Source organism: Cellulomonas sp. P4_H12 (assembly GCF_056400905.1).
The window spans coordinates 82,698-107,637 of the sequence record NZ_JBFUKJ010000005.1; the positions used below are offsets into that span (position 1 = coordinate 82,698).

Annotated in this window: 21 protein-coding genes; 4 read left to right on the plus strand and 17 right to left on the minus strand. The window is 72.9% G+C overall.

Annotated elements, in window-relative coordinates:
• Positions 1–18: 18 nt before the first annotated feature.
• Both truB and AC1DQC_RS04515 read right to left on the minus strand, forming a co-directional pair.
• Positions 19–963, minus strand: a complete 945-nt coding sequence (truB, locus tag AC1DQC_RS04510) for a tRNA pseudouridine(55) synthase TruB (RefSeq protein ID WP_477050021.1) — start codon at positions 961–963, stop codon at positions 19–21.
• Positions 960–1,553 (minus strand): TetR/AcrR family transcriptional regulator, encoded by a 594-nt coding sequence (locus tag AC1DQC_RS04515; RefSeq protein WP_477050022.1) that lies wholly within the window; start codon positions 1,551–1,553, stop codon positions 960–962. Before AC1DQC_RS04515 ends, truB begins: the two co-directional genes overlap by 4 nt.
• Before the next feature lie 85 nt (positions 1,554–1,638).
• Between AC1DQC_RS04515 and AC1DQC_RS04520 the strand changes: the two genes are divergently transcribed.
• Positions 1,639–3,075, plus strand: a complete 1,437-nt coding sequence (locus tag AC1DQC_RS04520; RefSeq protein WP_477050074.1) for an MFS transporter — start codon at positions 1,639–1,641, stop codon at positions 3,073–3,075.
• Between the two features lie 48 nt (positions 3,076–3,123).
• On the opposite strand, the gene rbfA is transcribed toward AC1DQC_RS04520, so the two are convergent.
• From rbfA to AC1DQC_RS04545, 5 genes are all read right to left on the minus strand, one after another.
• A complete protein-coding gene (gene rbfA, locus AC1DQC_RS04525) occupies positions 3,124–3,558 on the minus strand; it encodes a 30S ribosome-binding factor RbfA (protein WP_477050023.1) in 435 nt (144 codons plus the stop codon).
• 82 nt (positions 3,559–3,640) lie between these two features.
• Positions 3,641–6,493 (minus strand): translation initiation factor IF-2, encoded by a 2,853-nt coding sequence (gene infB / locus AC1DQC_RS04530; RefSeq protein WP_477050024.1) that lies wholly within the window; start codon positions 6,491–6,493, stop codon positions 3,641–3,643.
• A gap of 148 nt (positions 6,494–6,641) precedes the next feature.
• The gene (locus AC1DQC_RS04535) at positions 6,642–6,911 is read right to left on the minus strand and encodes a YlxR family protein (RefSeq protein WP_477050025.1); all 270 of its coding nucleotides are present in this window, start codon (positions 6,909–6,911) and stop codon (positions 6,642–6,644) included.
• Positions 6,912–7,027: 116 nt separating this feature from the next.
• Complete coding sequence (gene nusA, locus AC1DQC_RS04540) at positions 7,028–8,080, minus strand: transcription termination factor NusA (RefSeq protein ID WP_477050026.1); 1,053 nt, start codon at positions 8,078–8,080, stop codon at positions 7,028–7,030.
• 1 nt (position 8,081) lies between these two features.
• The gene (locus AC1DQC_RS04545) at positions 8,082–8,654 is read right to left on the minus strand and encodes a ribosome maturation factor RimP (protein WP_477050027.1); all 573 of its coding nucleotides are present in this window, start codon (positions 8,652–8,654) and stop codon (positions 8,082–8,084) included.
• A 129-nt stretch (positions 8,655–8,783) separates the two neighbouring features.
• Between AC1DQC_RS04545 and AC1DQC_RS04550 the strand changes: the two genes are divergently transcribed.
• Complete coding sequence (locus tag AC1DQC_RS04550; RefSeq protein ID WP_477050028.1) at positions 8,784–9,815, plus strand: DUF4439 domain-containing protein; 1,032 nt, start codon at positions 8,784–8,786, stop codon at positions 9,813–9,815.
• A gap of 71 nt (positions 9,816–9,886) precedes the next feature.
• Here the strand turns inward: AC1DQC_RS04550 and AC1DQC_RS04555 are convergent, their stop codons facing one another.
• A complete protein-coding gene (locus tag AC1DQC_RS04555) occupies positions 9,887–11,683 on the minus strand; it encodes a proline--tRNA ligase (protein ID WP_477050029.1) in 1,797 nt (598 codons plus the stop codon).
• 63 nt (positions 11,684–11,746) lie between these two features.
• Here AC1DQC_RS04555 and AC1DQC_RS04560 point away from each other — a divergent pair, with 63 nt between their 5' ends.
• Positions 11,747–12,637, plus strand: a complete 891-nt coding sequence (locus AC1DQC_RS04560; protein WP_477050030.1) for an Fpg/Nei family DNA glycosylase — start codon at positions 11,747–11,749, stop codon at positions 12,635–12,637.
• 3 nt (positions 12,638–12,640) lie between these two features.
• On the opposite strand, the gene AC1DQC_RS04565 is transcribed toward AC1DQC_RS04560, so the two are convergent.
• The 3 genes from AC1DQC_RS04565 to AC1DQC_RS04575 form a co-directional block, all read right to left on the minus strand.
• Positions 12,641–13,561 (minus strand): GNAT family N-acetyltransferase, encoded by a 921-nt coding sequence (locus tag AC1DQC_RS04565; protein WP_477050031.1) that lies wholly within the window; start codon positions 13,559–13,561, stop codon positions 12,641–12,643.
• A gap of 79 nt (positions 13,562–13,640) precedes the next feature.
• Complete coding sequence (ispG, locus tag AC1DQC_RS04570) at positions 13,641–14,777, minus strand: flavodoxin-dependent (E)-4-hydroxy-3-methylbut-2-enyl-diphosphate synthase (RefSeq protein WP_477050075.1); 1,137 nt, start codon at positions 14,775–14,777, stop codon at positions 13,641–13,643.
• Positions 14,778–14,883: 106 nt separating this feature from the next.
• Positions 14,884–16,194 (minus strand): M50 family metallopeptidase, encoded by a 1,311-nt coding sequence (locus tag AC1DQC_RS04575; protein WP_477050032.1) that lies wholly within the window; start codon positions 16,192–16,194, stop codon positions 14,884–14,886.
• 212 nt (positions 16,195–16,406) lie between these two features.
• Between AC1DQC_RS04575 and gabT the strand changes: the two genes are divergently transcribed.
• Positions 16,407–17,753, plus strand: coding sequence for a 4-aminobutyrate--2-oxoglutarate transaminase (gene gabT / locus AC1DQC_RS04580; protein WP_477050033.1), 1,347 nt, complete (start codon positions 16,407–16,409; stop codon positions 17,751–17,753).
• Here the strand turns inward: gabT and AC1DQC_RS04585 are convergent.
• The 6 genes from AC1DQC_RS04585 to AC1DQC_RS04610 form a co-directional block, all read right to left on the minus strand.
• On the minus strand, positions 17,750–19,225 hold the full coding sequence (locus AC1DQC_RS04585; RefSeq protein WP_477050034.1) for a lactonase family protein: 1,476 nt from the start codon (positions 19,223–19,225) through the stop codon (positions 17,750–17,752). The genes gabT and AC1DQC_RS04585 overlap by 4 nt on opposite strands.
• A gap of 72 nt (positions 19,226–19,297) precedes the next feature.
• On the minus strand, positions 19,298–20,590 hold the full coding sequence (locus tag AC1DQC_RS04590; protein ID WP_477050035.1) for a saccharopine dehydrogenase family protein: 1,293 nt from the start codon (positions 20,588–20,590) through the stop codon (positions 19,298–19,300).
• A 41-nt stretch (positions 20,591–20,631) separates the two neighbouring features.
• Positions 20,632–21,408, minus strand: a complete 777-nt coding sequence (locus AC1DQC_RS04595) for an ABC transporter permease (RefSeq protein ID WP_477050076.1) — start codon at positions 21,406–21,408, stop codon at positions 20,632–20,634.
• A gap of 80 nt (positions 21,409–21,488) precedes the next feature.
• Positions 21,489–22,406, minus strand: coding sequence for an ABC transporter permease (locus AC1DQC_RS04600; RefSeq protein WP_477050077.1), 918 nt, complete (start codon positions 22,404–22,406; stop codon positions 21,489–21,491).
• 13 nt (positions 22,407–22,419) lie between these two features.
• Positions 22,420–23,598, minus strand: coding sequence for an ABC transporter ATP-binding protein (locus AC1DQC_RS04605; RefSeq protein WP_477050036.1), 1,179 nt, complete (start codon positions 23,596–23,598; stop codon positions 22,420–22,422).
• Positions 23,595–24,779: an ABC transporter substrate-binding protein gene (locus AC1DQC_RS04610; RefSeq protein WP_477050037.1), complete on the minus strand. Its 1,185-nt coding sequence runs from the start codon at positions 24,777–24,779 to the stop codon at positions 23,595–23,597. Before AC1DQC_RS04610 ends, AC1DQC_RS04605 begins: the two co-directional genes overlap by 4 nt.
• Positions 24,780–24,940 lie beyond the last annotated feature (161 nt).

Genomic DNA, 24,940 nt, shown 5'->3' on the forward strand with positions numbered 1-24,940 from the left:
ACGACGCCGACGGGCGGCTCAGGCCGGGGCGAACACCAGCGCCGGGCGGACCTTGCCGCCCCGCTCCTCGAGCAGCGCGACCAGCTCGCCGTCGGCCCGGATGCCGGCGACGGTCGCGTGGGCCGAGCCCTCGACGACCGCGATGGCCTGCCCGTACGACAGGGCGCGCGCCTCGTCGTCGCTGAGCTCGCGCACCGGGAAGGTCGCGCGTGCCGCGTCCGCGAGCGGCACGACGTCGATCGGCCGGTCCGTCGGCAGCGCGGCGAGGTCATCGAGAGAACGGGCGACGTCCAGCCCGTAGCCGCCCACCCGGGTGCGGCGCAGCGCCGTGAGGTGGCCGCCGACGCCCAGCCCGGCACCGAGGTCGCGGGCCAGCGCCCGGACGTACGTGCCGGACGAGACCACGACGGTGACGTCGACGTCGAGGACGGCGGTCCCCTCGTCGGTCCGCGCGGGGCGCACCGCGTGCACGTCGAAGCGACTCACCGTGACCGGCCGCGCCGCCAGCTCGACGTCCTGGCCCGCCCGGACGCGGGCGTAGGCGCGCTGGCCGTCGACCTTGATCGCCGAGACCGCGCTGGGCACCTGCTGGATCGCCCCGGTCAGCCGGGCGACGCCCGCGATGACGTCGGACTCGGCCACCCGGCCGGCGTCGACCACCGCGAGCGGCTCACCCTCGGCGTCGTCGGTAGTGGTCGAGACCCCCAGCCGGATCGTCGCGGTGTACTCCTTGTCCGCCCCGACGATGTACGTGAGCAGCCGCGTCGCGCGGCCGATGCCGATCACCAGCACGCCGGTCGCCATGGGGTCCAGCGTCCCGGCGTGGCCGACCTTGCGGGTGCTCGCCAGCCGGCGCATGCGGGCGACGACGTCGTGGCTGGTCCAGTCGGCGGGCTTGTCGACGACCACCACACCGTCGGCGGCCGTGGGCCTGCGCTCCCCCGACGACGGCGGACGGTTCACGCGGTGCGCCGCTCGGCGATGCCGTCCTGCACGCACTGCACGAGGGCGTCCAGACCGGCGTCCTCGCCGCGGTGCGCGGGCGCGTCGACCGCGAGCAGCACGTTGATGAGCATCCCCTGCGCGACGAACGCGCGGGCGGCGTCCTCGTCGGCGCCGGACCGCTCCTGGAACAGCCGGAACGCCTCGCCCAGCGTGTGCCGGGCCACCCGCCCGACCTCGTCGTCGGCCCCCGCGATGAAGCCGTACATCGACAGCCGCAGCAGGTCGCGGTCGGCGAGCAGGCCGACGTACGCGTCACCCATGCGCATCATGGCATCGGGACCTGGGGGAACGCTCGACAGCGCGGCGATGATCTCCGCGCTCGCCATCTTGTACGCCTCGAGGAAGAGCTCGCGCTTGGAGCCGAACAACCGCACGACGTAGGGCTGCGAGACGCCGGCGGCGCGCGCGACCTCGTCGGTGCTGGCCGCGTAGCCGCGCTCCGCGAACACCGTGCGGGCCGCGACGAGGATCTCCTCGCGGCGCTGGGCACCGGTCATGCGCTGGGCCGGCTTCTTCGCCGTCCAGTCCGTGGTCTGGTCGAGAGACATGGTTGACATGTTATCAGTCGATGCCTACGGTCAATCTTGTTAGTAATCAGTCAATGCCAACAAGGAGCCTCCCGTGACCGTCACGATGCCGGCACCACCTCAGGAACCCGGGCGCGTCCTGCGAGAGCCCGGCACCGCGCGGCGCCGCGGCACCGCGATCGCCCTGATCGCGGCGTCGCTGCCGATGTTCATGGCCACGCTCGACAACCTCGTCATGACGACCGCCCTGCCCGTCCTGCGCACCGAGCTCTCCGCGTCGCTCGAGCAGCTGCAGTGGATGGTGAACGCCTACACGCTCAGCTTCGCCACGCTGATGATCGCCGCGGCGACGCTGGGTGACCGCTGGGGCCGACGCCGGGTGTTCGTCGCCGGCATCACGCTCTTCGCGCTCGCCTCGATCGCCTCCGCTCTGTCCACCAGCGCCGAGATGCTCATCGCCGCCCGCGCGCTGCAGGGCGCCGGAGCCGCCGCGATCATGCCGCTGTCGCTCACGCTCCTCGCCGGAGCCGTGCCCGCCGCCCGCCGCGCGATGGCCATCGGCATCTGGGGCGGGGTGTCGGGCCTCGGGGTCGCCCTCGGGCCGGTCATCGGCGGCGCGGTCGTCGACGGCATCTCGTGGGAGGCCATCTTCTGGATCAACGTGCCGGTCGCGCTGGTCGCGATCCCGCTCGTGCTCTGGGCGCTGCCCGAGTCCCACGGTCGTCGCCAGCCGCTCGACGTCGCGGGCCTCGCGCTCGCCGGGACCGGCATCCTGTCGCTCGTCTGGGCGATCATCCGCGGGAACGACGACGGCTGGGGCTCGACGACCGTGGTGGGCGGGCTCGTCGTCGGCGTCCTGCTGCTCGCGGCGTTCCTGTACCGCGAGTCGCGGACCGACCACCCCCTGGTGCCGCTCCGGCTGTTCCGCGTGCGGTCGTTCTCCGTGGCCAACGCGAGCGCGCTGGCGTTCTCGTTCGGGGTGTTCGGGCTCGTGTTCCTGCTGGCCCAGTACCTGCAGATCGGCATGGGCTACACGCCGCTGCAGGCCGGCATCCGCACGCTGCCGTGGACCGCGGCGCCGATGATCTTCGCCCCGATCGCCGGCATGCTCGCACCCCGCATCGGCGTCCGTCCGCTGCTGACGGCCGGGCTGGCCCTCCAGGCCGCCGGGCTGGCGTGGCAGGGGCTCATCGTCAGCACCGACGGGCTCGTCTACGCCGACCTGGTGCCCGGGCTGGCACTGGCGGGCATCGGCATGGGCCTGACGTTCGCGCCGAGCGCCACCGCGGTGCTGTTCGACATGGCCCCCGACGACCACGGCACCGCGAGCTCGGTCAACGCGACGATCCGGGAGATCGGCGGGGCCCTCGGGGTCGCGGCGCTGGTGGCGGTGTTCACCGCCTCGGACGGCACCCTGACGCCGGGCGGCTACGTCGCCGGCCTGCAGCCCGCGGCACTGGTCGCGGCACTCGTCGTGGCCCTCGGCGCCCTCGTGGTGCTGGTCTGGATGCCGCGCGACACCGGACGCGTCGTCCGGGCCTGAACGCACGACGGCGCCCCCGGTCCTCGGGGGCGCCGTCGTGCGTGCGGCTCAGTCCTCGACGTCCTCGTCGGGCTTCTTGTAGGGGTCGGAGTCCCCGGCGAAGCTCGCCTGCGCCGCCAGCGCGGCGACCTCGCGGTCCCGGCGAGCGGCCTCGAGCAGCGCCGCGTCGAGCTGGGCCGAGGTGTCGGGCAGCGCGTCGAGGTGGAAGTCGAGCGAGGGCGTCAGGCGGATCCCCGTCTGCTTGCCCACCTCCGAGCGGATGATGCCCTTCGCGCTCTCGAGCGCGGCGGCCGTGTCGGTGCGCGCGGCGTCGTCGCCCAGCACCGTGTAGAAGACGTCGGCGTGCTGGAGGTCACCCGTGACGCGCACGTCGGTGACCGTGACGAACCCCAGGCGCGGGTCCTTGATCCGGGTGTCGAGCATCTGCGCGACGACCTGCTGGATGCGCTCGCTGAGCTTGCGGGCGCGGGCGGTGTCCGCCATCGGAACGTTCCTTTCCTCCTGAGAGACCGCAGGGCGGGCGAGGAGGATTCCTCGCCCGCCCTGCGGGCGTTGATCACCGGGGTCAGGCGCGAGGCTTCTCGCGCATCTCCCAGGTCTCGATGGTGTCGCCGATCTCGACGTCGTTGAACGAGCCCAGGCCGATACCGCACTCGAAGCCCTCGCGGACCTCCGTGGCGTCGTCCTTGAACCGCTTGAGCGACTCGATCGTCAGGTTGTCGCCGATGATCTTGCCGCCACGCGAGACGCGCGCCTTCGTGTTCCGTCGGATGAGGCCCGACCGGACGATCGACCCGGCGATGTTGCCGAACTTCGACGACCGGAAGACCTCGCGCACCTCGGCGGAACCGAGCTGCACCTCCTCGTACTCCGGCTTGAGCATGCCCTTGAGAGCAGCCTCGACGTCGTCGATCGCCTGGTAGATGACCGAGTAGAAGCGCACGTCGACGCCCTCGCGGTCCGCCAGCTCCTCGACGCGCTCCGCGTACTTGACGTTGAAGCCGATGATGATCGCCGAGTCGACGGTCGCCAGGTTGACGTCGTTCTGCGTGATGGCACCCACCCCACGGTGGATGACCCGCAGCTCGACCTCCTCGCCCACGTCGATCTTGAGCAGCGCGTCCTCGAGCGCCTCGACGGCACCCGACACGTCGCCCTTGAGGACCAGGTTGAGGGTCTCGACCTTGCCCTGCTGGAGCGCCTGCGTGAAGTCCTCGAGGCTGATGCGCTTGCGACGCTTGGCCAGGAGTGCGGCACGCTCGGCCGCCTCGCGCTTCTCGCCGATCTGACGCGCGGTGCGGTCGTCCGGAGCCACGATGAACGTGTCGCCGGCGCGGGGCACCGAGGTCAGGCCGAGCACCTGGACGGGACGCGACGGCCCCGCCACCGTGACCGGCTCGCCGTGCTCGTCGAACATCGCACGGACGCGGCCGTAGGCCGTGCCCGCCACGACGGCGTCACCGACCTCGAGCGTGCCCGACTGGACCAGCACCGTCGCGACGGCACCGCGGCCCTTGTCGAGGTTCGCCTCGATGGCGACACCACGAGCTGCCTTGTCGGCGTTGGCCCGCAGGTCGAGCGCCGCGTCCGCCGTGAGGAGGACCGCCTCGAGCAGCTGGTCGATGCCCTGGTTCTGCTTCGCGGAGACGTCGACGAACATCGTGTCGCCGCCGTACTCCTCGGCCACCAGGTTGTACTCGGTGAGCTGCTGGCGGATCTTGGCGGGGTTGGCCCCCTCCTTGTCCACCTTGTTGACCGCGACCACGATCGGCACGCCGGCCGCCTGGGCGTGGTTGAGCGCCTCGATGGTCTGGGGCATCACGCCGTCGTCGGCCGCGACCACGAGGATCGCGATGTCGGTCACCTGCGCACCACGGGCACGCATGGCGGTGAACGCCTCGTGGCCCGGGGTGTCGATGAACGTGACGGCACGGTCGATGCCCTCGTGCACGGTGTGCACCTGGTAGGCACCGATGTGCTGCGTGATCCCGCCGGCCTCGCCCGCGACGACGTCCGTCTGGCGGATGGCGTCGAGGAGCTTGGTCTTTCCGTGGTCGACGTGACCCATGACGGTGACCACGGGGGGCCGCGCCGTCAGGTCCTCGTCGCCCTCGGCCTCGAGCTCGGCGTCCAGGTCGATGTCGAAGGCCCCGAGCAGCTCGCGGTCCTCCTCCTCGGCCGACACCATCTCGATGACGTAGCCGAGCTCGACCGCGAGGGTCCCGAAGGTGTCCTCATCGAGCGACTGGGTCGCCGTGGCCATCTCACCGAGGTGGAAGAGCACGGTGACCAGCGAGGCCGGGTTGGCGTCGATCTTGTCGGCGAAGTCGTTGAGCGACGAGCCGTGGCGCAGGCGGACGACGGTCTTGCCGTTGCCGCGAGGAACCTGCACGCCACCCAGCGAGGGGGCCTGCATCTGCTCGAACTCTTGACGCTTCGCACGCTTCGACTTGCGGCCACGGACGGGACGACCGCCCGCGCGACCGAAGGCGCCCTGCGTGCTGCCGCGACCGGCACCACCGGGACGACCGCCGCCGCCACCGGGACGACCGGCGAAACCGCCGCCGGCACCGGGAGCGCCACCGGGCGCACCGCCGCCGCCGGGACGACCGGCGTAGCCGCCGCGCGCGCCACCGGCGCCGCCGGGGCCACCACGGCCACCGGGGCCGGCCGGACGCTCGCCGGGACGACCCACGCCGCTCGACGTGCGGCCCGGCATCATGCCCGGGTTGGGACGGGGACCGCCGGGACGGGGACCACCGGGACGGGGACCGCCCGGACGCTCGCCCGCCGAGGCAGCCGGAGCGCCCTCGGCCGCAGCGGGACGCCGGTCACGGTCACCCGGACGCGGCATGCCCTGCGACGGCGCGAACGGGTTGTTGCCCGGACGCGGCGGACGCGGGCCGCCGGTGCGCTCGCCCTGACGGGGCATGCCCTGGGACGGCGCGAAGGGGTTGTTGCCCGGGCGGGCGGCAGGCGCGGCCTGACGCGGGCCGGGACGGACCGCCGGAGCGGCTGCGGCGGCGGGAGCCTGCACGGCGGCCGGGGCCGGACGCGCGGGAGCCGGACGGGCCGGGGCGGGGGTCGCCGGAGCTGCCGCCGGAGCGGGAGCAGGGGCGGCGGGGGCCGCGGCTGCGGGGCGAGGAGCCTCGACCGGCGCAGCGGGTGCGGGTGCTGTCGGGGCTGCGGCGGCCGGGGCGGGCGCCGGGCGTGCCGGTGCCTTCGGGGCGGGCGCTGCAGCGGGGGCGGAACCTCCGCCACCGACCGGGTAGGTGTCCCGCAGCTTGCGGACGACCGGCGGTTCGATGGTCGAGGATGCCGAGCGAACGAACTCACCGAACTCGTTCAGCTTGGTCATGATGGTCTTGCTGTCGACCCCGAGCTCTTTGGCGAGCTCGTAGACGCGGACCTTGGCCACATCTCTCCTGTCTCGGTCCGCCCGGACAGGGTCGGACCGTCGTTAGTGCTGGGTACTCATCGCTGGGTACTCATCGGTGCGTGCTCATCGGGCAGCCATCGGCTTCCAACCCGCTTTCCGTATCGACGATCGGCCTCGCCGCCGGGAACTACCCGACGACGTCCTGCTCCTGCTGCTCGAGGTGGCGGTGCACCGCGCTCGTGTCGGGCTGCCCCGCAACACGCAGGGCACGCCCGAACGCACGTCGGCGTTCGGCCTTCTCGAGACAGTCAGGATCGGGGTGCAGCCATGCCCCCCTGCCCGGCATCCGGCGACCCACGTCCACGACGAGCGTGTCGTCGTGAGCTGCGATCACCCTCAGCAGGGCTGACCTCGGGCCGGTGGCTCGGCACCCCACGCACGTGCGCACCGGACCCATGCCTGAGACATCGTGGAGAGTCTGAGGGGTCCGCCGGCTCGACGGGAGGAGCCGGACATCCGGCCCAGCCGCAGCAAGTCTACCGCGCCGGGGCACGGACGGCGTCACTCGTGAGGTCACTCACTACCGTCCGCACCGTCGCGTGCGCCCTGGGAGGCGGTCTCGGGAACTTCGGCGTCAGACCGGATGTCGATGCGCCACCCGGTCAGCTTCGCGGCGAGGCGGGCGTTCTGGCCCTCCTTGCCGATGGCGAGCGACAGCTGGTAGTCCGGGACGACCACGCGGGCCGCGCGGGCCTCGGGGTCCACCACCGTGACCGACAGGACGCGGGCGGGCGACAGCGCGTGCGCGATCATCTCCGCCGGGTCGTCCGCGTGGTCGACGATGTCGATCTTCTCGCCGTGCAGCTCCGCCATCACGGCGCGCACCCGGCCGCCCATGGGGCCGATGCAGGCCCCCTTGGCGTTCACGCCCGGGACCGTCGCGCGGACGGCCATCTTGGTGCGGTGCCCCGCCTCGCGCGCCATGGCGGTGATCTCCACCGTGCCGTCGGCGACCTCCGGGACCTCGAGCGCGAACAGCTTGCGCACCAGGTTCGGGTGGGTGCGCGAGAGGGTGACCTGCGGGCCGCGCTGGCCCCGGGCGACCTCCAGGACGTAGCCGCGGATGCGGTCGCCGTGCACGTACTCCTCGCCCGGCACCTGCTCGTGGGCGGGCAGGACGGCCTCGGTCCCGCCGACGTCGATGAGCACCGTCCGCGGGTCGCGGCCCTGCTGGATGACCCCGCCGAGGACCTCGCCCTCCTTGCCGCGGAACGCGCCGAGCACCTGGTCGTCCTCGGCGTCCCGGAGGCGCTGGACGATGACCTGGCGGGCGGTGGCCGTCGCGATGCGGCCGAACCCGTCGGGGGTGTCGTCGTACTCGGGCCCGTCCGGACCCGGCGGCGGCATGATGCCCTCGTCGTCGGGCTCACCGAGCGGCGCGGCCTCGCGGGCCCACACCGTGACGTGCCCGGTCTTGCGGTCGACCTCCACGCGAGCGCGGGCCTGGGCGCCGGGCGTGCGGTGGTAGGCGGACAGCAGCGCCTGCTCGATCGCGGAGACCAGCACGTCGAGGCTGATCTCCCGCTCCCGCTCGAGCAGCCGCAGCGTGCTCATGTCGATGTCCATCTCAGCTCTCCTGTCCGGCAGCGGCGTCGCGGCCGGCCTCGTCGTCGTCCACAGGGCCGATGCCCGACAGGTCCACCTCGACGTGCGCCTCGCGCACGTCCGTCAGGAGCACGCGGACCGGGTCGCTCACGACCGGCCTGCGTCCCTTGCGGCCCGGCGTCACGGGCACGACGACGATCGCGTCGCCCTCGGCGCTCGTCCGGTCGACCTCGGTCAACCGACCCGCCAGCTTGGACCCGTCCGTCAGCGTCACCGTGACCATGCGGCTGACCGCGCGCGTGAAGTGGCGGCGCTCGGTCAGCGGGCGGTAGACGCCCGGGCTCATGACGTCGAGCGTGTACTCGCCGACGATGACGTCGGCCGCGTCGAGCGCGTCGGAGACCGCACGGGTCGCCTCTGCCACCCGGTCGAGGTCGAGGTCGCCCTCGTCGTCCTCGGTCACGTCGACGACCACCTCGACGACGGAACGCGTCCCGGACTTGCGCACGGTGACGTCCTCGAGCACGAGACCCCCGGCCACGACGGCGGGCTCCACGACGTGGCGGACCCGCTCTGCGTGTGCTGGCGCGACCATGTCAGCCTCCTGTCGGTCCAGCGGGTCGTCGGCGAGCGACGGTGCGACCCTGTGATGTTGTGGGTCCAGCGTAACGAGTCCGCGCGTGCCCGACGGCCGCCCGCCTGTGGCGTGGCAGGATCACCGGCGATGAGCGCGCGACCCGACCCTGTCAGCCCGCGAGATCTCGCACGCCCGCTGGCCCGCGCTCTCGCCGCGGCCGTGATGGTTCTCACGCTCGCGGCCTGCGGGCTGCGCGCCGAGACGCCRCCTCCCGTGGAGCCCAGCCCCGACGCCGTCGAGCAGGTCCGGGCCCGCACGGTGGCCGACTCGCTCGCGCTCGCCGACGCGGCCGCGGCTGCGGCTCTGCTGCCCGACGGTGCCGTCGGGCCGGTCGCGCCGGTGCTCGCCGACGTGTCCGCGTTCTCCGGCCAGCACGCCGACCAGCTCGGCGGGGTGTACGTCTCCGGCCTCCCTGCGCCGTCCGGCTCCCCCGCCGCCACGCCCACGGCGTCGACCGCCACGGTGGCCGACGTCCTCGCCGAGCTCGGGACCGCGACCCGCACCGCCCTCGCCGACGCGGACGCCGTCGCCGACGGACCGCTCGCGCGGCTCGTCGCGTCGGTCGCCACGTCGCGGGGGGAGCTGGCCACTCGCCTGGCGCACGCCAGCGGCGCCGAGGTCCCGTCGCTGGTCCCGGACGCCGCCGCGCCGGCCGAGCCGACGCCCAGCCCGTCCGCCACCGCGGATGGTCTCGGCACGGACGACATGGCGACGCTCGCGCTCGTGCACGACCAGGCCGGCTACGGGTTCGAGGTGGTCGCGGCCAAGCTCTCCGGCGACCAGCGCGCCGCGGCCTCCGCCGCCGCCGAGGCGCACCGCGCGCGCAGCGAGGAGTGGGCGAGCGCCGCCGGCATCGACGGAGGCGCCCAGGACCCGCGCCGGGCGTCCTACACGCTCCCGGCCGGGCTCGACGACCCGGCGGTGGCCACGACCCTGGCCCGGACGCTCGAGACCTCGGTGGCCGACGCGTACGCCAACGCGGTCGCGCAGGCCGCCCCGGGCAGCCGGGCCGCGCTCGTCGACGGGTTGCGCGTCGCGACGGACGACGCCGCCACGTGGGGCGCGACCCCGGTCCCGTTCCCGGGCCTCCCCGAGCGCGCCCAGCAGCCCGCAGGCTGACGCCGACGACGTCCGAGCATCCGGCTGCCAGGGCGACCGGATGCTCGGACGTTGCGAGCGGCCTGGGCGGATCAGGCGGTGAGCAGGTCCGCGACCAGCGCCGCGACCCGGTCCGCCGCCTCGGCGACCGGGACCTGCTCGGTGGTGCCGCCGACCCGCGGACGCACCTCGACCAGCCCCTCGGCCAGCCCGCGGCCGACGACGACCACGAGCGGGACGCCCAGGAGCTCCGCGTCGGCGAACTTCACGCCGGGCGACACCTTGCCCGGACGGTCGTCGTAGAGCACCTCGATGCCGCGTCCCGACAGCTCGGTGGCCAGGGCGTCCGCGGCCTCGAACACCGCGGGATCCTTGCCGGTGGCGACGACGTGCACGTGCGCCGGGGCGACGTGCGCCGGCCAGGCGAGGCCGCGCTCGTCGTTGTTCGCCTCGGCCAGGGCGGCGAGCACGCGCGTGACGCCGATGCCGTACGAGCCCATGGTGACCACCTGGGCCTTGCCGTTCTGGTCGAGCACCGTCAGGCCGAGCGCCTGCGCGTACTTGCGCCCCAGCGCGAAGATGTGGCCGATCTCGATCCCGCGCGCCAGCTCCAGCGGGCCGGAGCCGTCGGGGGCCAGGTCACCGGCGCGCACCTCGGCGGCCTCGACCGTGCCGTCCGCGGTGAAGTCCCGGCCGGCGACGAGGTCGAACACATGACGGCCCGGCTGGTCGGCGCCGGTGATCCAGCGGGTGCCCGGCACGACGCGCGGGTCGAGCAGGTACCGCACGGCCGTGCGCTCGGCGCCCTCCGCGACCGGCACGTTCGGCCCGAGGGACCCGGGCCCGATGTACCCGCGGACCAGCTCCGGGTGGGCGGCGAAGTCGGCGTCACCGGCGGCCTCGACCTCGGCCGGCGCGACGGACGCCTCCAGCCGCTTGAGGTCGACGTCCCGGTCGCCCGGCAGGCCGACGACGAGCAGCTCGCGCTCGCCGCTCGGGTGCACGAGCGCCAGCACGACGTTCTTCAGCGTGTCGGCCGCGGTCCACGCCCGGTCCGGGCGCGCGAACCGCTCGTTCGCCACGGCGACGAGCGTGTCGATGGTCGGCGTGTCCGGCGTGTCCTCGACGTGGGCGGCCGGGGCGTCGCCGTACGGCACCGCGTCGGGCACGACGGTGGTGACGGCCTCGACGTTCGCGGCGTACCCGCCCGGCGAGCGGACGAACGTGTCCTCGCCGATGGCCGTCGGGGTCAGGAACTCCTCCGAGCGCGAGCCGCCCATGGCGCCGGAGGTGGCCGCGACGATCACGTACTCGAGGCCGAGGCGGGCGAAGATGCGCTCGTAGGCGTCCCGCTGCCGCTGGTACGAGGCCTCGAGGCCCTCGTCGTCGATGTCGAAGGAGTAGGCGTCCTTCATGATGAACTCGCGGCCGCGGATGAGCCCCGCGCGCGGACGGGCCTCGTCGCGGTACTTGGTCTGGATCTGGTAAAGCGCCAGCGGCAGGTCCTTGTACGACGAGTACAGGTCCTTGACCAGGAGCGTGAACATCTCCTCGTGCGTCGGCGCCAGCAGGTAGTCGCCGCCCTTGCGGTCCTTGAGGCGGAAGATGTTCGGCCCGTACTCCGCCCAGCGACCGGTCGCCTCGTACGGCTCGCGCGGCAGCAGCGCCGGGAAGTGCACCTCCTGCGCGCCGGCGGCGGCCATCTCCTCGCGGACGACCTGCTCGACCTTGGCCAGCACCCGCAGCCCCAGCGGCAGCCAGCTGTAGATGCCGGGCGCGGCGCGACGGATGTAGCCCGCACGGACCAGGAGCCGGTGGCTCGCGACCTCGGCGTCGACCGGGTCCTCGCGCAGGGTGCGGAAGAAGAGCTGGGACAGGCGGATGAGCATGAGGGGAAGCGTAGTTCTCCCCGATGACCCCTCCGTACGCGATTACTGAGGTTGGATGGTCCCGTGCCGGAGCTGCCCGAGGTCGAGGCGCTCGCGCAGTTCCTGCGCGGGCGGATGGCCGACCACACCGTGACCGAGGTGTCGATCGGCGCGATCAGCGCGCTCAAGACGTTCCGCCCGCCGCCGGACGCCCTGGTCGGCGGGACGGTCGTCGACGCGCAACGGCACGGCAAGTGGCTGGACGTCATGGTCGCGACCCCCACGGGCGAGCCGCTGCACCTGGTCTGGCACCTCTCCCGCGCGGGCTGGGTGCGCTGGTCGGAGCAGCTGTCGACCAACCCCGTGCGCCCCGGGAAGTCGCCGCTCGCGCTGCGGGTCCGGCTCGACGACGGGTCGGGCTTCGACCTCACCGAGGCGGGGACGCGCAAGCGGCTGGCCGTGCACGTGGTCGAGGACCCGTCCGACGTGCCGCAGATCGCGACGCTGGGCGTCGAGCCGCTGTCCGACGAGTTCACCGAGGACCGGCTGGCCGAGCTGCTCGCCGCGCGCAACCAGCAGGTCAAGGGGCTGCTGCGCGACCAGGGCACCATCGCCGGCATCGGCAACGCCTACTCGGACGAGATCCTGCTGGCCGCGCGGATGAGCCCGTTCGCCATGACGAAGTCGTTCGACGCCGACCGCACCCGTGTCCTGTGGGAGGCGATCCGCGAGGTGCTCACCGGGGCCGTGGAGTCCGCCTCGGGCAAGCCCGCCACCGAGCTCAAGGACGCCAAGCGGCGGGGCATGAAGGTGCACGGCCGGACCGGTCAGCCGTGCCCGGGGTGGAACGACGTGCCGTGCGGAGACACGGTGCACGAGGTGTCGTTCGCGGACTCGTCGCTGCAGTACTGCCCGACGTGCCAGACGGGCGGCAAGCCGCTGGCGGACCGGCGGATGTCCCGGCTGCTGCGCTGACGCTCAGAACAGGACCGTGGCGTACGTGCCGACCTGACCGAACCCCACGGCGCGGTAGGCCGCGAGCGCGCGGGTGTTGTAGCTGTTGACGTACAGGGACACCTGCGGCGCGACCTCGCTGCGCGCGATCTGCACCACCGCGGCCATGCCCGCCTCGGAGATCCGCTCGCCCCGTCGGTCGGGGGCCACCCAGACGCCCTGCACCTGGGCCACTCCCCCGGCGACGGCCCCGAGCTCGGCCTTGAACACGACCTTCCCGCTCGCCCGGCGCGTCAGCCGGCGGTCCTGCTCGACCGGCTCGATCCGCACGAACGACCGGCCCTGCGCGATCAGCCCGTTGACCCGCGTCTCGTACGGCCCGCCGGGTCCGCTGACCGGCGAGTAGCCGACCTCCTCGGTGAACATGCTCACGCAGGCCGGCAGCACCACGTCGAACTCCTCGGGCCGGGACCGGCGCACGCGCGGGTCGGCCGGCACGAGCGGGGTGCTCTCGATGAGCATCGACGGCTGGTCCTCGCGGACCTCGCGGGCCGCGGGCCAGAAGTAGCGCAGCCGGCCCCACAGGCCGAGCACGGCGTCGGCAGGCCCGACGATCGAGGAGCAGCGTCTGCCCTGGCCGCGGGCGAGCCCCGCGAAGGCATCGAGCGCGCGGCTCACGGTGCGACCGTCGTCCACCGGCACGACGGGGACCATGTTGGCCCCCGCGAAGCAGATCGCGAGGAGCTCGCCGTCCTCCTCGTACCCCCACAGGGACCCGCCCGCCGCGCGGAGCGACGTGCCGACCGCCTGCTCGAGCCGCGCCGTCGCCAGGACCGACCCCACGGCGTCCCGGGCGCACACGGCGAGGGCGCTCGCGACGTCGACATCACCGAGGACTCGACCTCCGGCCCGACCATCGAGCAGCGCAGCGCGGTCTTGCACCATGGGTAGATCCTGCACCACGCGGGTCCTGCGCACCCGATGTCTCACACGTCGATCGAGTGAGTCTGGGCGTCAGCACCTGTCAGCCGACGGTGACCACCGGGGAACCGTCGCCCGCCTCGACGGGGTCCATGCTCTCGGCGAGGCGCATGGCCTCCTCGATCAGGGTCTCGACGATGAGCGCCTCGGGGACGGTCTTGATGACCTCGCCCTTGACGAAGATCTGGCCCTTGCCGTTGCCCGACGCGACGCCGAGGTCGGCCTCGCGGGCCTCGCCCGGTCCGTTGACGACGCAGCCCATGACGGCGACGCGGAGCGGCACCTCCATGCCCTCGAGCCCGGCGGTCACACGCTCCGCGAGCGTGTAGACGTCGACCTGGGCGCGACCGCAGGACGGGCACGACACGATCTCCAGCTTGCGGGGCCGCAGGTTGAGCGACTGCAGGATCTGGATGCCGACCTTGACCTCCTCGACGGGAGGCGCGGACAGGGACACGCGGATGGTGTCGCCGATGCCCTTGCTCAGCAGGGCCCCGAACGCGGTCGCGGACTTGATCGTGCCCTGGAACGCCGGGCCGGCCTCGGTGACCCCGAGGTGCAGGGGCCAGTCGCCGCGCTCGGAGAGGAGCTCGTAGGCGCGGACCATCACGACGGGATCGTTGTGCTTGACCGAGATCTTGAAGTCGCGGAAGCCGTGCTCCTCGAACAGCGACGCCTCCCACACGGCGGACTCGACGAGCGCCTCGGGGGTCGCCTTGCCGTACTTGGCCAGCAGGCGCGGGTCGAGCGAGCCCGCGTTGACACCGATCCGGATCGACGTGCCGGCGTCGGTGGCCGCCTTGGCGATCTCCTTGACCTGGTCGTCGAACTTGCGGATGTTGCCCGGGTTCACACGGACCGCGGCGCAGCCCGCGTCGATCGCGGCGAACACGTACTTCGGCTGGAAGTGGATGTCCGCGATCACCGGGATCTGCGACTTGTGCGCGATCGCCGGCAGCGCGTCGGCATCGTCCTGCGTGGGGACCGCGACGCGCACGATGTCGCAGCCCGCGGCCGTCAGCTCCGCGATCTGCTGCAGGGTGGAGTTGATGTCCGTGGTCTGCGTCGTGCACATGGACTGGACGCTGACCGGGGCGTCGCCTCCGACCTCGACCTTGCCGACCTTGATCTTGCGGGTCTTGCGCCGCGGGGCCAGGACGAGGGGCGGGGCCTCGGGCATGCCAAGGCTGATCGGGATGCTCACCTCGTCATCATCGCACCCGGCGCCCGGCGCGCCGGTCCGGGAGGCCGGGGGGTGCACGAGATCACCCCGGAGCCCTCACGGATCAGATCTGCACCGGGTTGACGATGTCGGCGTACACGAGCAGCAGGCCGACGGCCCCGAGGACCACGAACACGGAGTACGCGAGCGGCACCAGCTTGGCCGAGTCGAACGGACCCGGCCGCGGCAGGCCGCGCAGTCGGGCCACCTGCCGGCGCCCGCCCTCCCAGAGCGCGGCGGCGACGTGCCCGCCGTCGAGCGGCGGGAGCGGGATCAGGTTGAAGACGAACAGGGCGATGTTCAGCGCGGCGAGCATCTGCAGCAGCGACGCGGCCTTGATCTGCCAGTCGACCTCGTCGCTCGCGGCGATCTCGCCGGCGAACCGGCCGATGCCGACCACGCCGACGACGCTGTTGGCGTCGCGCGGCGTGTTGTCGACCTCGGCCTGCACCAGGTCGACCACCCGCGCGGGCAGCGTGGCCACGACCGTCATGGTCTGCCACGTGGTGCTCGCGACGACGCCCGGGACGCTGAGGATCGACTGCGGCTGGAGCTCGTTGCCGGGTGCGACGCCCAGGAACCCGACGGGCTTGGTCACCGGCTGTCCGTCCGCACCCAGGACGACCTCGCCGTTGTCGTCGTACACGGGACGGTCGGCGACGACGGGCGTGACGGTGAGGTCGACGGTCGTGCCGTCGCGCTCGACGACGACGGGAACCGACTCCTCGCCGGTGGACCGGATGAGCGCCGCGAGCTGGTCCCAGGAGTCGATCGCGGTGCCGTCGTAGGACACGACCGTGTCGCCGGGCTCGAGGCCGGCCGCGGCGCCCGGGGCCGCCTCGTCGGCGGACGTGCACCCGCGGTCCTGCGGGGCGGTGGCGGGGATGACGCACTGCGACACGGACTCGAGCGTGGTGCTGGTGCCCGGGAGCCCGAAGCCGACGAGCACGATCGCCATGAGCACGAACGCGATGAGGAGGTTCATCACCGGTCCGCCGAGCATGACGACCAGCTTCTTGGGCGTCGACAGGTGGTAGAACGCCCGGGAGTCCTCACCGGGGCGGATCTCCTCGGCGCTGGCCTGGCGGGCGTCGCGCGCGAGCCGGCCGGGCCACGACCGAGCCGGCGGGTTGCCCACCGCGGCGTCGGGCGGGTACATGCCGACCAGCCGGACGTAGCCGCCGAGCGGGATCGCCTTGAGGCCGTACTCGGTCTCGCCCTTGGTCCGCGACCACAGCGTCGGGCCGAAGCCGACCATGTAGTGGCTGACGCGGACGCCGAACCGCTTGGCGGGCACCATGTGGCCGATCTCGTGCAGCCCGATCGAGAGCAGCAGCACCACCAGCACGATCAGCACGCCGATCAGGTACGCCATCAAGTCCTCCGTCAGCGATCCGTGCACGCCGAGGCGCGCACGAGCGCGGGTCCACGGTCGGCCCGCCGGCACATTGTCACCCGAGTCCCTGGGAGCGGGCTGAACGCATGCCCAGGTCACCCGAACGGCCGTGAGGAGACGGCCGGCCGACGCTGTCGGATTCCGTCGCGTCGATCCTTCCCGAAGCACGAGATCCGCAATAGCGTCCCTCCATGACCACTGTTTCCGCCCCCGCGACCCCCCTCGAGCAGCGGCGCGTCCTGCGCACGGCGATCCCGGGTCCGCGCTCGCTGGCCCTGGGCGAGAGGCGGCGCGCGGCCGTCGCCGCGGGCGTGTCGTCGACGCTCCCCGTGTACGTGGCCCGGGCGGCGGGGGCCGTGATCGAGGACGTGGACGGCAACGTCCTGGTCGACCTCGGCTCCGGGATCGCGGTGACGTCGGTCGGCGCCAGCGCCCCCGAGGTCGCGGCGGCGGTGGCCGCGCAGGCCGCCGACTTCACGCACACCTGCTTCATGATCAGCCCGTACGAGGAGTACGTCGCCGTGTGCGAGGCGCTGGCGAGGATCACGCCGGGCACCCACGAGAAGCGGTCCGTGCTCGTGAACTCCGGCGCGGAGGCCGTCGAGAACGCCGTGAAGATCGCCCGCCGCGCGACCGGCCGCGAGGCGGTGCTGGTGCTGGATCACGCGTACCACGGCCGCACCAACCTCACGATGGCGATGACCGCGCGCGCCATGCCGTACAAGACCGGGTTCGGGCCGTTCGCGGGCGAGGTCTACCGGGTCCCGGCCTCCTACCCGCTGCGCGACCCCGAGGGCATGACCGGCGAGCAGGCCGCGCGGCGTGCCATCGACGTCGCCGAGCGACAGGTCGGCGCTGACCAGGTCGCCGCGCTCGTGGTCGAGCCGATCCTCGGGGAGGGCGGCTTCGTCGTCCCGGCGCCCGGGTTCCTGCCGACGCTCGCCGCGTGGGCGGCCGACCAGGGCATCGTGCTGGTCGCCGACGAGGTGCAGACCGGGTTCGCGCGCACCGGGGCGATGTTCGCCAGCGAGCACGAGGGTGTGGTGCCCGACCTGGTGGCGATGGCCAAGGGCATCGCCGGCGGGCTGCCGCTCGGGGCGGTCACGGGCCGCGCCGAGCTGCTCGACGCCGTGCACGCGGGCGGGCTGGGCGGCACGTTCGGCGGCAACCCGATCGCGTGCGCCGCGGCCCTCGCCTCGCTGGAGATCTACGAGCGCGACGACCTCGCCGGCGCCGCACGGGCGATCGAGGCGGCGGTCCTCCCCCGGCTCCGGGCCCTGCAGCGTGACGTGCCGGCGGTCGGAGACGTCCGTGGGCGCGGCGCGATGCTCGCCCTCGAGCTCGTCGTGCCCGGCAGCCTGGAGCCCGACAAGGCAGCGGCGCAGCGGGTCGCCGCCGCGTGCGCGGCGCGGGGCGTGCTGGTGCTGACCTGCGGCACCTGGGGCAACGTCCTGCGGCTGCTCCCGCCGCTGGTGATCGGCCTCGACCTGCTCGACGAGGCGCTCACCGTGCTGGAGGACGCCGTCCGGGCGATCTAGCCCTGCTCGCGGTCGGCGCGCCGACGGTGGCCGGCTGCGAGCAGCACGGCGGCGGCCCCCGCACCGACCAGCCCGACGGCTGCGGCGACGGACGGCCCCGGAGCGGACCCGGTCACGGCCAGGACACCCGACGGTTCCGGTGTGGGTGCCGGTGATGCGGTGGGCGTCGGCGTCGGAGGTGGCGGGGCGACGGTGAGCGTCGCCGGGGCGGAGATCACGTCGTCGAACAGCCCGCTGCGTGCCACCAGCCGGAACTGCGACCCGGAGTCGGCCACCGTGACTGCGCCGACGTCGATCGACTCCGTCGTGGCGCCGGCGACGTCGACCCAGGTCACGCCGCCGTCGGTGCTGCGCTGCCACTGCAGCGTCTGCCAGAAGTCGTTGACCACGGTCGCGAACGAGACCTCCGCGCCGGTCGCCACCGACTGGTCGGCGATCGCGTCGACCGTCGCCTTGGTGAACACGAGCACCTCGTCGGTCCCCCCGCTCGTGGCGTAGACGCGCTCGGCGTCGCCGCCCGCGGGACCGAACGCGTCGACGGCCTCCACGTTGGCGCCGACGGGGATCTGCGCGGCGACCCCGGTGGTGTAGTCGTTGGTGAGGATCCCGCCGGTGAGGCAGGCGACGTAGACGCGCTCGCCGTCGGGGGTCGTGTCGAGCAGGCGAGGGCCGCAGGAGATCGGCACCGTGTTGACGTCGGCCGCCCCGGGCGTGAAGCCCGAGATCGACGTCGGCGTGCCGGAGTTCGAGCTGACGACCCRGTCCACGGCCGCGGAGTACGTGACGCCCCACGGCACGTCGCCGGTGATCGTGACCGGGCCGGCGGTCAGCGTGCCGTCGACCGCGACGTCGACGGTGGCCACGCCGCCGTTCGGGGCGGCCACCGGCTGGGTGAAGTACACCTGCGTGCCGTCCGTCCGGACGGCGACGCCGCGCGATCCGTTCGGCAGGGAAGCGGTCCTGGGGACGGCCGCCAGGTCGGTCGCGTCGAACTGGTACTGGGGGTTGAACAGCGTCGCCGCGTACATGTAGTCGGAGGACGGGTCCGGCTCGAGGTCGACGAAGCCCCCACCACCGGTGAGGACCGTCGGGACCGCCGGCGCCCCGGCGACCAGGTCGGCCGTGGGATAGATCCGGATCTCGCCGGGGTTGTAGAAGGAGACCCAGACCTGCGAGCCGTCGGTGCTGAGCTCGACGGACGTCGGGTTGAAGGTGGCGCCCGGGCCGAAGACCACCAGATTGACCTGGGCCAGCGTCGCGGCGTCGTAGACCCGGAGGTCAGCGACGCCGCCGTCGCCGCGGGAGATCACGAAGAGCCAGGCACCGTCCTGCGACGGGGCGACGTCGATCGGGTACGTGCCCGCCGGGATCGCCTGGTAGGTCAGCGGCGGGTCCGCGGACGCGGGCGTCGCGAGCAGCACGGCGCCCAGCCCGAGCAGGAGCGCCATCGCCCCGAGGATCCGCGCCGCCATGTGCCGTCCCGTCGCGTCGTCTGCAGTTCGGACATACTGCCACGCGCGATCCGTCGGGACACCTGCGCGTGGTCACCCGCCGTTCGTGGGGTCGCGCTCCTCCATGCCCCACGGCGAGCCGTAGCCGTGGGGCGTCGGGGCGGCCAGCAGCTCGAGGAACGGGACCGCGTCGAACGCCTCCGGCCCCAGCACGCCCGTGCCGGCCCAGGTGCCGGCGGCCAGCAGCTCGAGGGCCACCACGGGGTTCACCGCGGTCTGCCACACGACGCATTGCGCGCCGTACTCGGCCATCGACCAGGCGTTGTCGACCAGGTGGTACAGGTACACCTCGCGCGCAGCGCCATCCTTGCCGGTCCCGGTGACCAGGAGCCCGGCGCACGTCGATCCGGTCATGCGGGGGCCGATGGTCGCCGGGTCGGGCAGCGCAGCGGCGACCACGTCGCGGGGGCTCACCGGGACGCCGCGCACCGTCACCGGCTCGGTCCTGTCGAGGCCCAGGCGGTGCAGCGTCTGCAGCACGCCGATGAACTCCTCGCCGAGCCCGTACTTGAACGTCACCTTCCGGGCGTCCACCCAGCGCGGCATGAGGAGCACCTCCTCGTGCTCGACGTGCACGCACTCGACGTCCCCGATCGGGTCGGGGAACCGGAAGACCTCGGGCTCGTGGAACGGGGCGACCGTGAACCAGCCGTCCTCCAGGCCCGCGCCGGCCTCGGCGCGGTCCGCCGACCAGATCACCGGCGGGTTGAGGCACTCCTCGATCGTGGTCCAGATGGAGAACGACGGCGCGAAGATCGGCTCGCCGTCGTCGCCGCGGACCTCGAGGTTCGCCCCGTCCCGCACGCCCAGCTCGTCGATCGCGCTGAACAGGTGGTCGGCGGCGTACCGGGCGAACACGTCCGACAGCCCCGGCTCGACACCGATGCCGACCAGCGCCAGCTGCCCGGCGTCCGACCACCGCGCCGCCTGCGCGAACTGCTCGTCCCCCAGCTTCACGCCCGGCAGCTCATAGGGGCGCTCGGGGTGGGCGCGGGACAGGGACATGGCCATGTCGAGGTAGTGCGCGCCGGCCGCTCGCACCCCCTCGAAGATCGGCAGCACGAAGCGCGGGTCGACCGCGTTGAGCACGTGCGTCGCCCCGTGCTCCCGGACCAGGGCCTCGACCGCGTCGGCGCTCGACGCGTCCACGACCGCAGAGGCGAACCGGCCGCCCACGACGTCGTGCGCGCTCGCTGCCTCGACCGTGCGCTGCGCGCGCCCGAGGTCCACGTCGGCCACCACGAGCCGCTCGAAGAACCGCCGCCGCGCCGCGATGCGGGCGACCGCGTCGCCCACACCGCCGCTCCCGACCACCAGGATCCGCACGAGTGTCGCCTCCGACCTCTCTGTGTCGTTCGCCGTGTCGTTCACCGAGCCCGGAGCCGCTTGCTCCGGGCGTAGCCGAGCACCTGGACCAGCACGACGATCACGAGGGCCAGGACGAACATGAAGGAGCTGATCACGTTGGCCTGCGGCGGGATGCCGCGGGTCGCGCTCACGTAGACGAACTTCGGGAAGGTCGTGTACGAGCCGGAGGTGAAGTTGGTGACGATGAAGTCGTCGAAGCTCAGGCTGAACGCGAGCAGCGCCGCGGCGGCGATCCCGGGCAGCAGCAGCGGGAAGGTCACCCGCCAGAACGCCTGCCACGGCGAGGCGTACAGGTCCGCCGCGGCCTCCTCGAGCGCCGGGTCGAGGCTCGACACGCGGGCCTTCACCGTGACGACCACGAAGCTCACGCAGAACATCACGTGGGCCGCGACGACCGCACCGAAGCCGAGCGGGACGCGCACGGAGAGGAACTGCGCGAGCAGCGCGGCGCCGAGCACGACCTCGGGCGTCGACATCGGCAGGAAGATCAGGAGGTTGGTCAGCGCCCGTCCCCGGAACCGGAACCGCACCAGCGCGATCGCGATGAGCGTGCCCAGGGCGGTCGCGACGAGCGTCGCGACGACCCCGACCTGCAGCGAGCTGGCGAAGGCTTCGCAGACCTGGGGTGCACCGCAGGGGTTCTTCCAGTTGTCCAGCGTGAAGCCGCGCCACACGAGGTTGGTCTTGCCGGCGTCGTTGAACGAGAAGGCCACGGTGTAGGCGACCGGGACCAGCAGGTAGACGAACGCGAGCGCGGCGAAGATCGGGACGATCATGTCGCCGAGCCGCCGTCGCCGCTTCACGGGCGCAGCCTGGCGCTGCGCCGTCGCAGTGGTGACCGGCTCGAGCACGGCGGTCACAGCAGGTCCTCCGTGCCGGCGCGCCGGATGTAGGCCCCGACCAGCAGCAGGATCGCGACCATGAGGATGACGGACAACGAGGCCGCCGTCGGGTAGTCGAGCACCTTGAAGAACCGCGCGTCGATCACCTGGCCGACCATCGTCGTGTTGGTGTTGTTGCCCAGCAGCGAGGCGTTGACGTAGTCGCCCGCCGCGGGGATGAACGTGAGCAGCGTGCCGGCCACGACCCCGGGCATCGACAGCGGCCAGGTGACCGTGCGGAACGTGGTGGTCGGCGACGCGTACAGGTCGGCGCCGGCCTCGAGCAGGCGGGCGTCGAGCCGCTCGAGCGCCGCGAAGATCGGCAGCACCATGAACGGCAGGAAGTTGTACGTCAGACCGCTGACCACGGCGAACGGGGTCGCGGTCAGCCGCGCGTCCGGCGGCAGCAGGTGCAGCCAGTGCAGGGCGGTCACGACGAACGCGTCGTCGGCCAGGATCTGCTTCCACGCGATGGTCCGCAGGATGAAGCTGGTGAAGAACGGCGCGACGACCAGCACCAGGAGCAGGCCCTGGAGCAGCTTGTGACCCCGCGCCCGGATGGCGATGACGTAGGCCATCGGGTAGCCGATGACCAGCGCCGCACCGGTGGCCAGGAGCGCGAACCAGAATGACCGCACGATGGTCGGCCAGAACTGGGCGAGGGCGTCGACGTAGTTCTGCCAGTGCAACGCCGGCTGGTACTGGCCGACGTCGCCGCCGGGGACCGGCACGTACAACGACGTGGCCAGCAGCGCACCGACCGGCACCACGAAGAAGAGGATGAGGTAGATCAGGCCGGGACCGAGCAGCACGAGGTGGGCGCGCTGCGCGGTGCGGCGAGGCGGCGGGCCGTCCGGACCGCTCGCGACGCTGTCCCCGAGGGCGGCTGCGATGCTCACCTGGTCCTCACACCTCGTCGTCGAGGTCGACGGTGCCCTCGTCGGCGGCCTGCGCACCGTCCAGCGCGAACGTGAAGTCCACGGCCCACGCCAGCCGCACGGAGGCGCCGACCGCGACCGTCGCGCCGCCGAGCAGGTTCTGCGCGAAGACCCCGAAGGTGCCGTGCCCCGGKACCTCCACCTGGTACTGCGTGCTGACGCCCATGAACGAGACGTCGGTGACGGTTCCCGGGCCGAGCACGTTCTCGTCCGGACCCGGAGCCTGGTCGCCCACGAGGATCCGCATCTTCTCCGGCCGGGCTCCCACGAGCACGGCACCCTCGGTCTGCACCGCGCGCGCGGCGGGCACCAGGATCCGGGTGCCGGCGACGTCGACGCCCAGCAGGCCGCGCGTCGACAGCCGCTCGGTGACGGTGCCGGCCGCGAGGTTCGACTGGCCGAGGAAGTTGGCGACGAAGGCCGTGCGCGGCAGCTCGTACAGCTCCGCCGGCGAGCCCATCTGCTCGATCCGGCCGTGGTTCATCACCGCGACCGTGTCGGCCATGGTCATGGCCTCCTCCTGGTCGTGCGTGACGTGCACGAACGTGAGGCCGACCTCCGTCTGGATGCGCTTGAGCTCCAGCTGCATCTGCCGCCGGAGCTTGAGGTCGAGCGCCCCGAGCGGTTCGTCGAGGAGCAGCAGCGCCGGGCGGTTCACCAGCGCGCGGGCCAGGGCCACCCGCTGCTGCTGGCCGCCGGACAGCTGCGCGGGCTTGCGGTCGGCGAGATGGCCCAGCTCGACCAGGTCGAGCCCGTCGGCGACCCGCCGGGCGACGTCGTCGGCACGCGAGCGCTTGAGCCCGAACGCCACGTTCTGCCCCACCGTGAGGTGCGGGAACAGCGCGTAGCTCTGGAACACCGTGTTCACGGGCCGCTGGTGCGCGCGCGTGCCGGTCACGTCCCGGCCACCGATCGACAGCCTGCCCGTGGTCGGCTGCTCGAGGCCGGCCACCATCCGCAGCGTGGTCGTCTTGCCGCACCCGGAGGGGCCGAGCAGGGCGAAGAACGAGCCGGACGGGACCGTGAGCGTGAGGTCGTCCACCGCGACGAACGAGCCGAACGCCTTGGTCACGCGCTCGATCTCGAGCGCCGCGCCGCCCGAACCCGCCGCGGCATCGGCCACGGCATCGGTCGTCGTGCTGGTCATGCGCCGATCACGGTGAGGAACTCGCCGTTGTAGCGCTCCTCCTCGTCGGGCGTGAGCGTCCGGAAGACGCTGACCTTCGACAGGATGTCGTCGGTCGGGAAGATGTACGGGTTCTCGGCGAGCTCCGGGTCGATCTTCTCCATCTCCTCGCGGGCGCCCTCGACCGGGGTGATGTAGTTGACCCACGCCGCGACCTGAGCCGCCACCGCCGGGTCGTAGTAGTAGTTCATGAGGTCCTCGGCGTTGCCCAGGTGCGGGGAGCCGACCGGCACCATCAGGTTGTCGCTCCAGAGCGTGCCGCCGGAGTCCGGGATGGCGAACTCGAACTTGTCGTCGGACTCGTAGTTGAGCGACGTGATGTCGCCCGACCAGCCGATGACGGCGATCGCGTCGCCCGACGCCAGGTCCTGCGTGTACGCGTTGCCGCGGACCTGGCGGATGTGGCCCGAGTCGATCTTCTGCTTGAGGACGTCGAGCGCGCCGTAGAAGTCGTCGTCGGTCCAGTCGCCCGACGGGTCGACGCCCTGGTCGAGCATGATGAGGCCCATCGTGTCGCGCATCTCCGAGAGGACCTCGACGCGGCCCGCCAGCTCGGGCGCCCACAGGTCCGCGAGCGTGTGCACGCCGCCCGGCACCTTCTCCTTGTCCCACGCGAACCCCGCGAAGCCCGACTGCCAGGTCAGCGAGTGCGTGCGGCCCGGGTCGAAGTCGACGTTCGCCAGGTTGGGCAGGATGTTCGCGGCGTTGGGGATCCGGGACTTGTCCAGCTCCTGGGTGTAGCCCAGGCGGATCAGCCGCGCGGCCATCCAGTCGGTGAGGGTGATGATGTCGTAGCCGATGTCCTGGCCGTTCTTCAGCTGGCCGGACACCTTGCCGTAGAAGGAGTCGTTGTCGTCGATGTCCTCGGCGTAGGTGGCCTTGAGACCGCTCTGCTTCTCGAACTCGACCAGCGACGGGTACGTCGTCCCGTCGTCGTCCTGGTCGAGGTACTGCGTCCAGTTGGCCCAGCGCACCAGCTTGTCGGAGCCCGAGACGTCCTTGGCGGTCTCCGCCGTGGCGCTCGGCGACCCCGTGCCGCAGGCGGCCAGCAGTGCACCGGCACCGGCCGTGCCGAGCGCACCGACGAGGAACGAGCGGCGCGACAGCTGTGCGCGGTTCGCCTGGGCGGCGAGTGCGCGCACGCGGGGGTCCGCGGGGGCAGGTCGGCGGAGAGGGCGCATGAGGCTCCTAGGGTGCCGCAGGGTCCCGCCGGAGAGGCGGGGTCCGAGGATCTTCGCAAACAGACAGCCGTCCAGCAAGGAATCCGTCGCGCAAGCACCCGTCCGCAACGAAAATGTTGCAC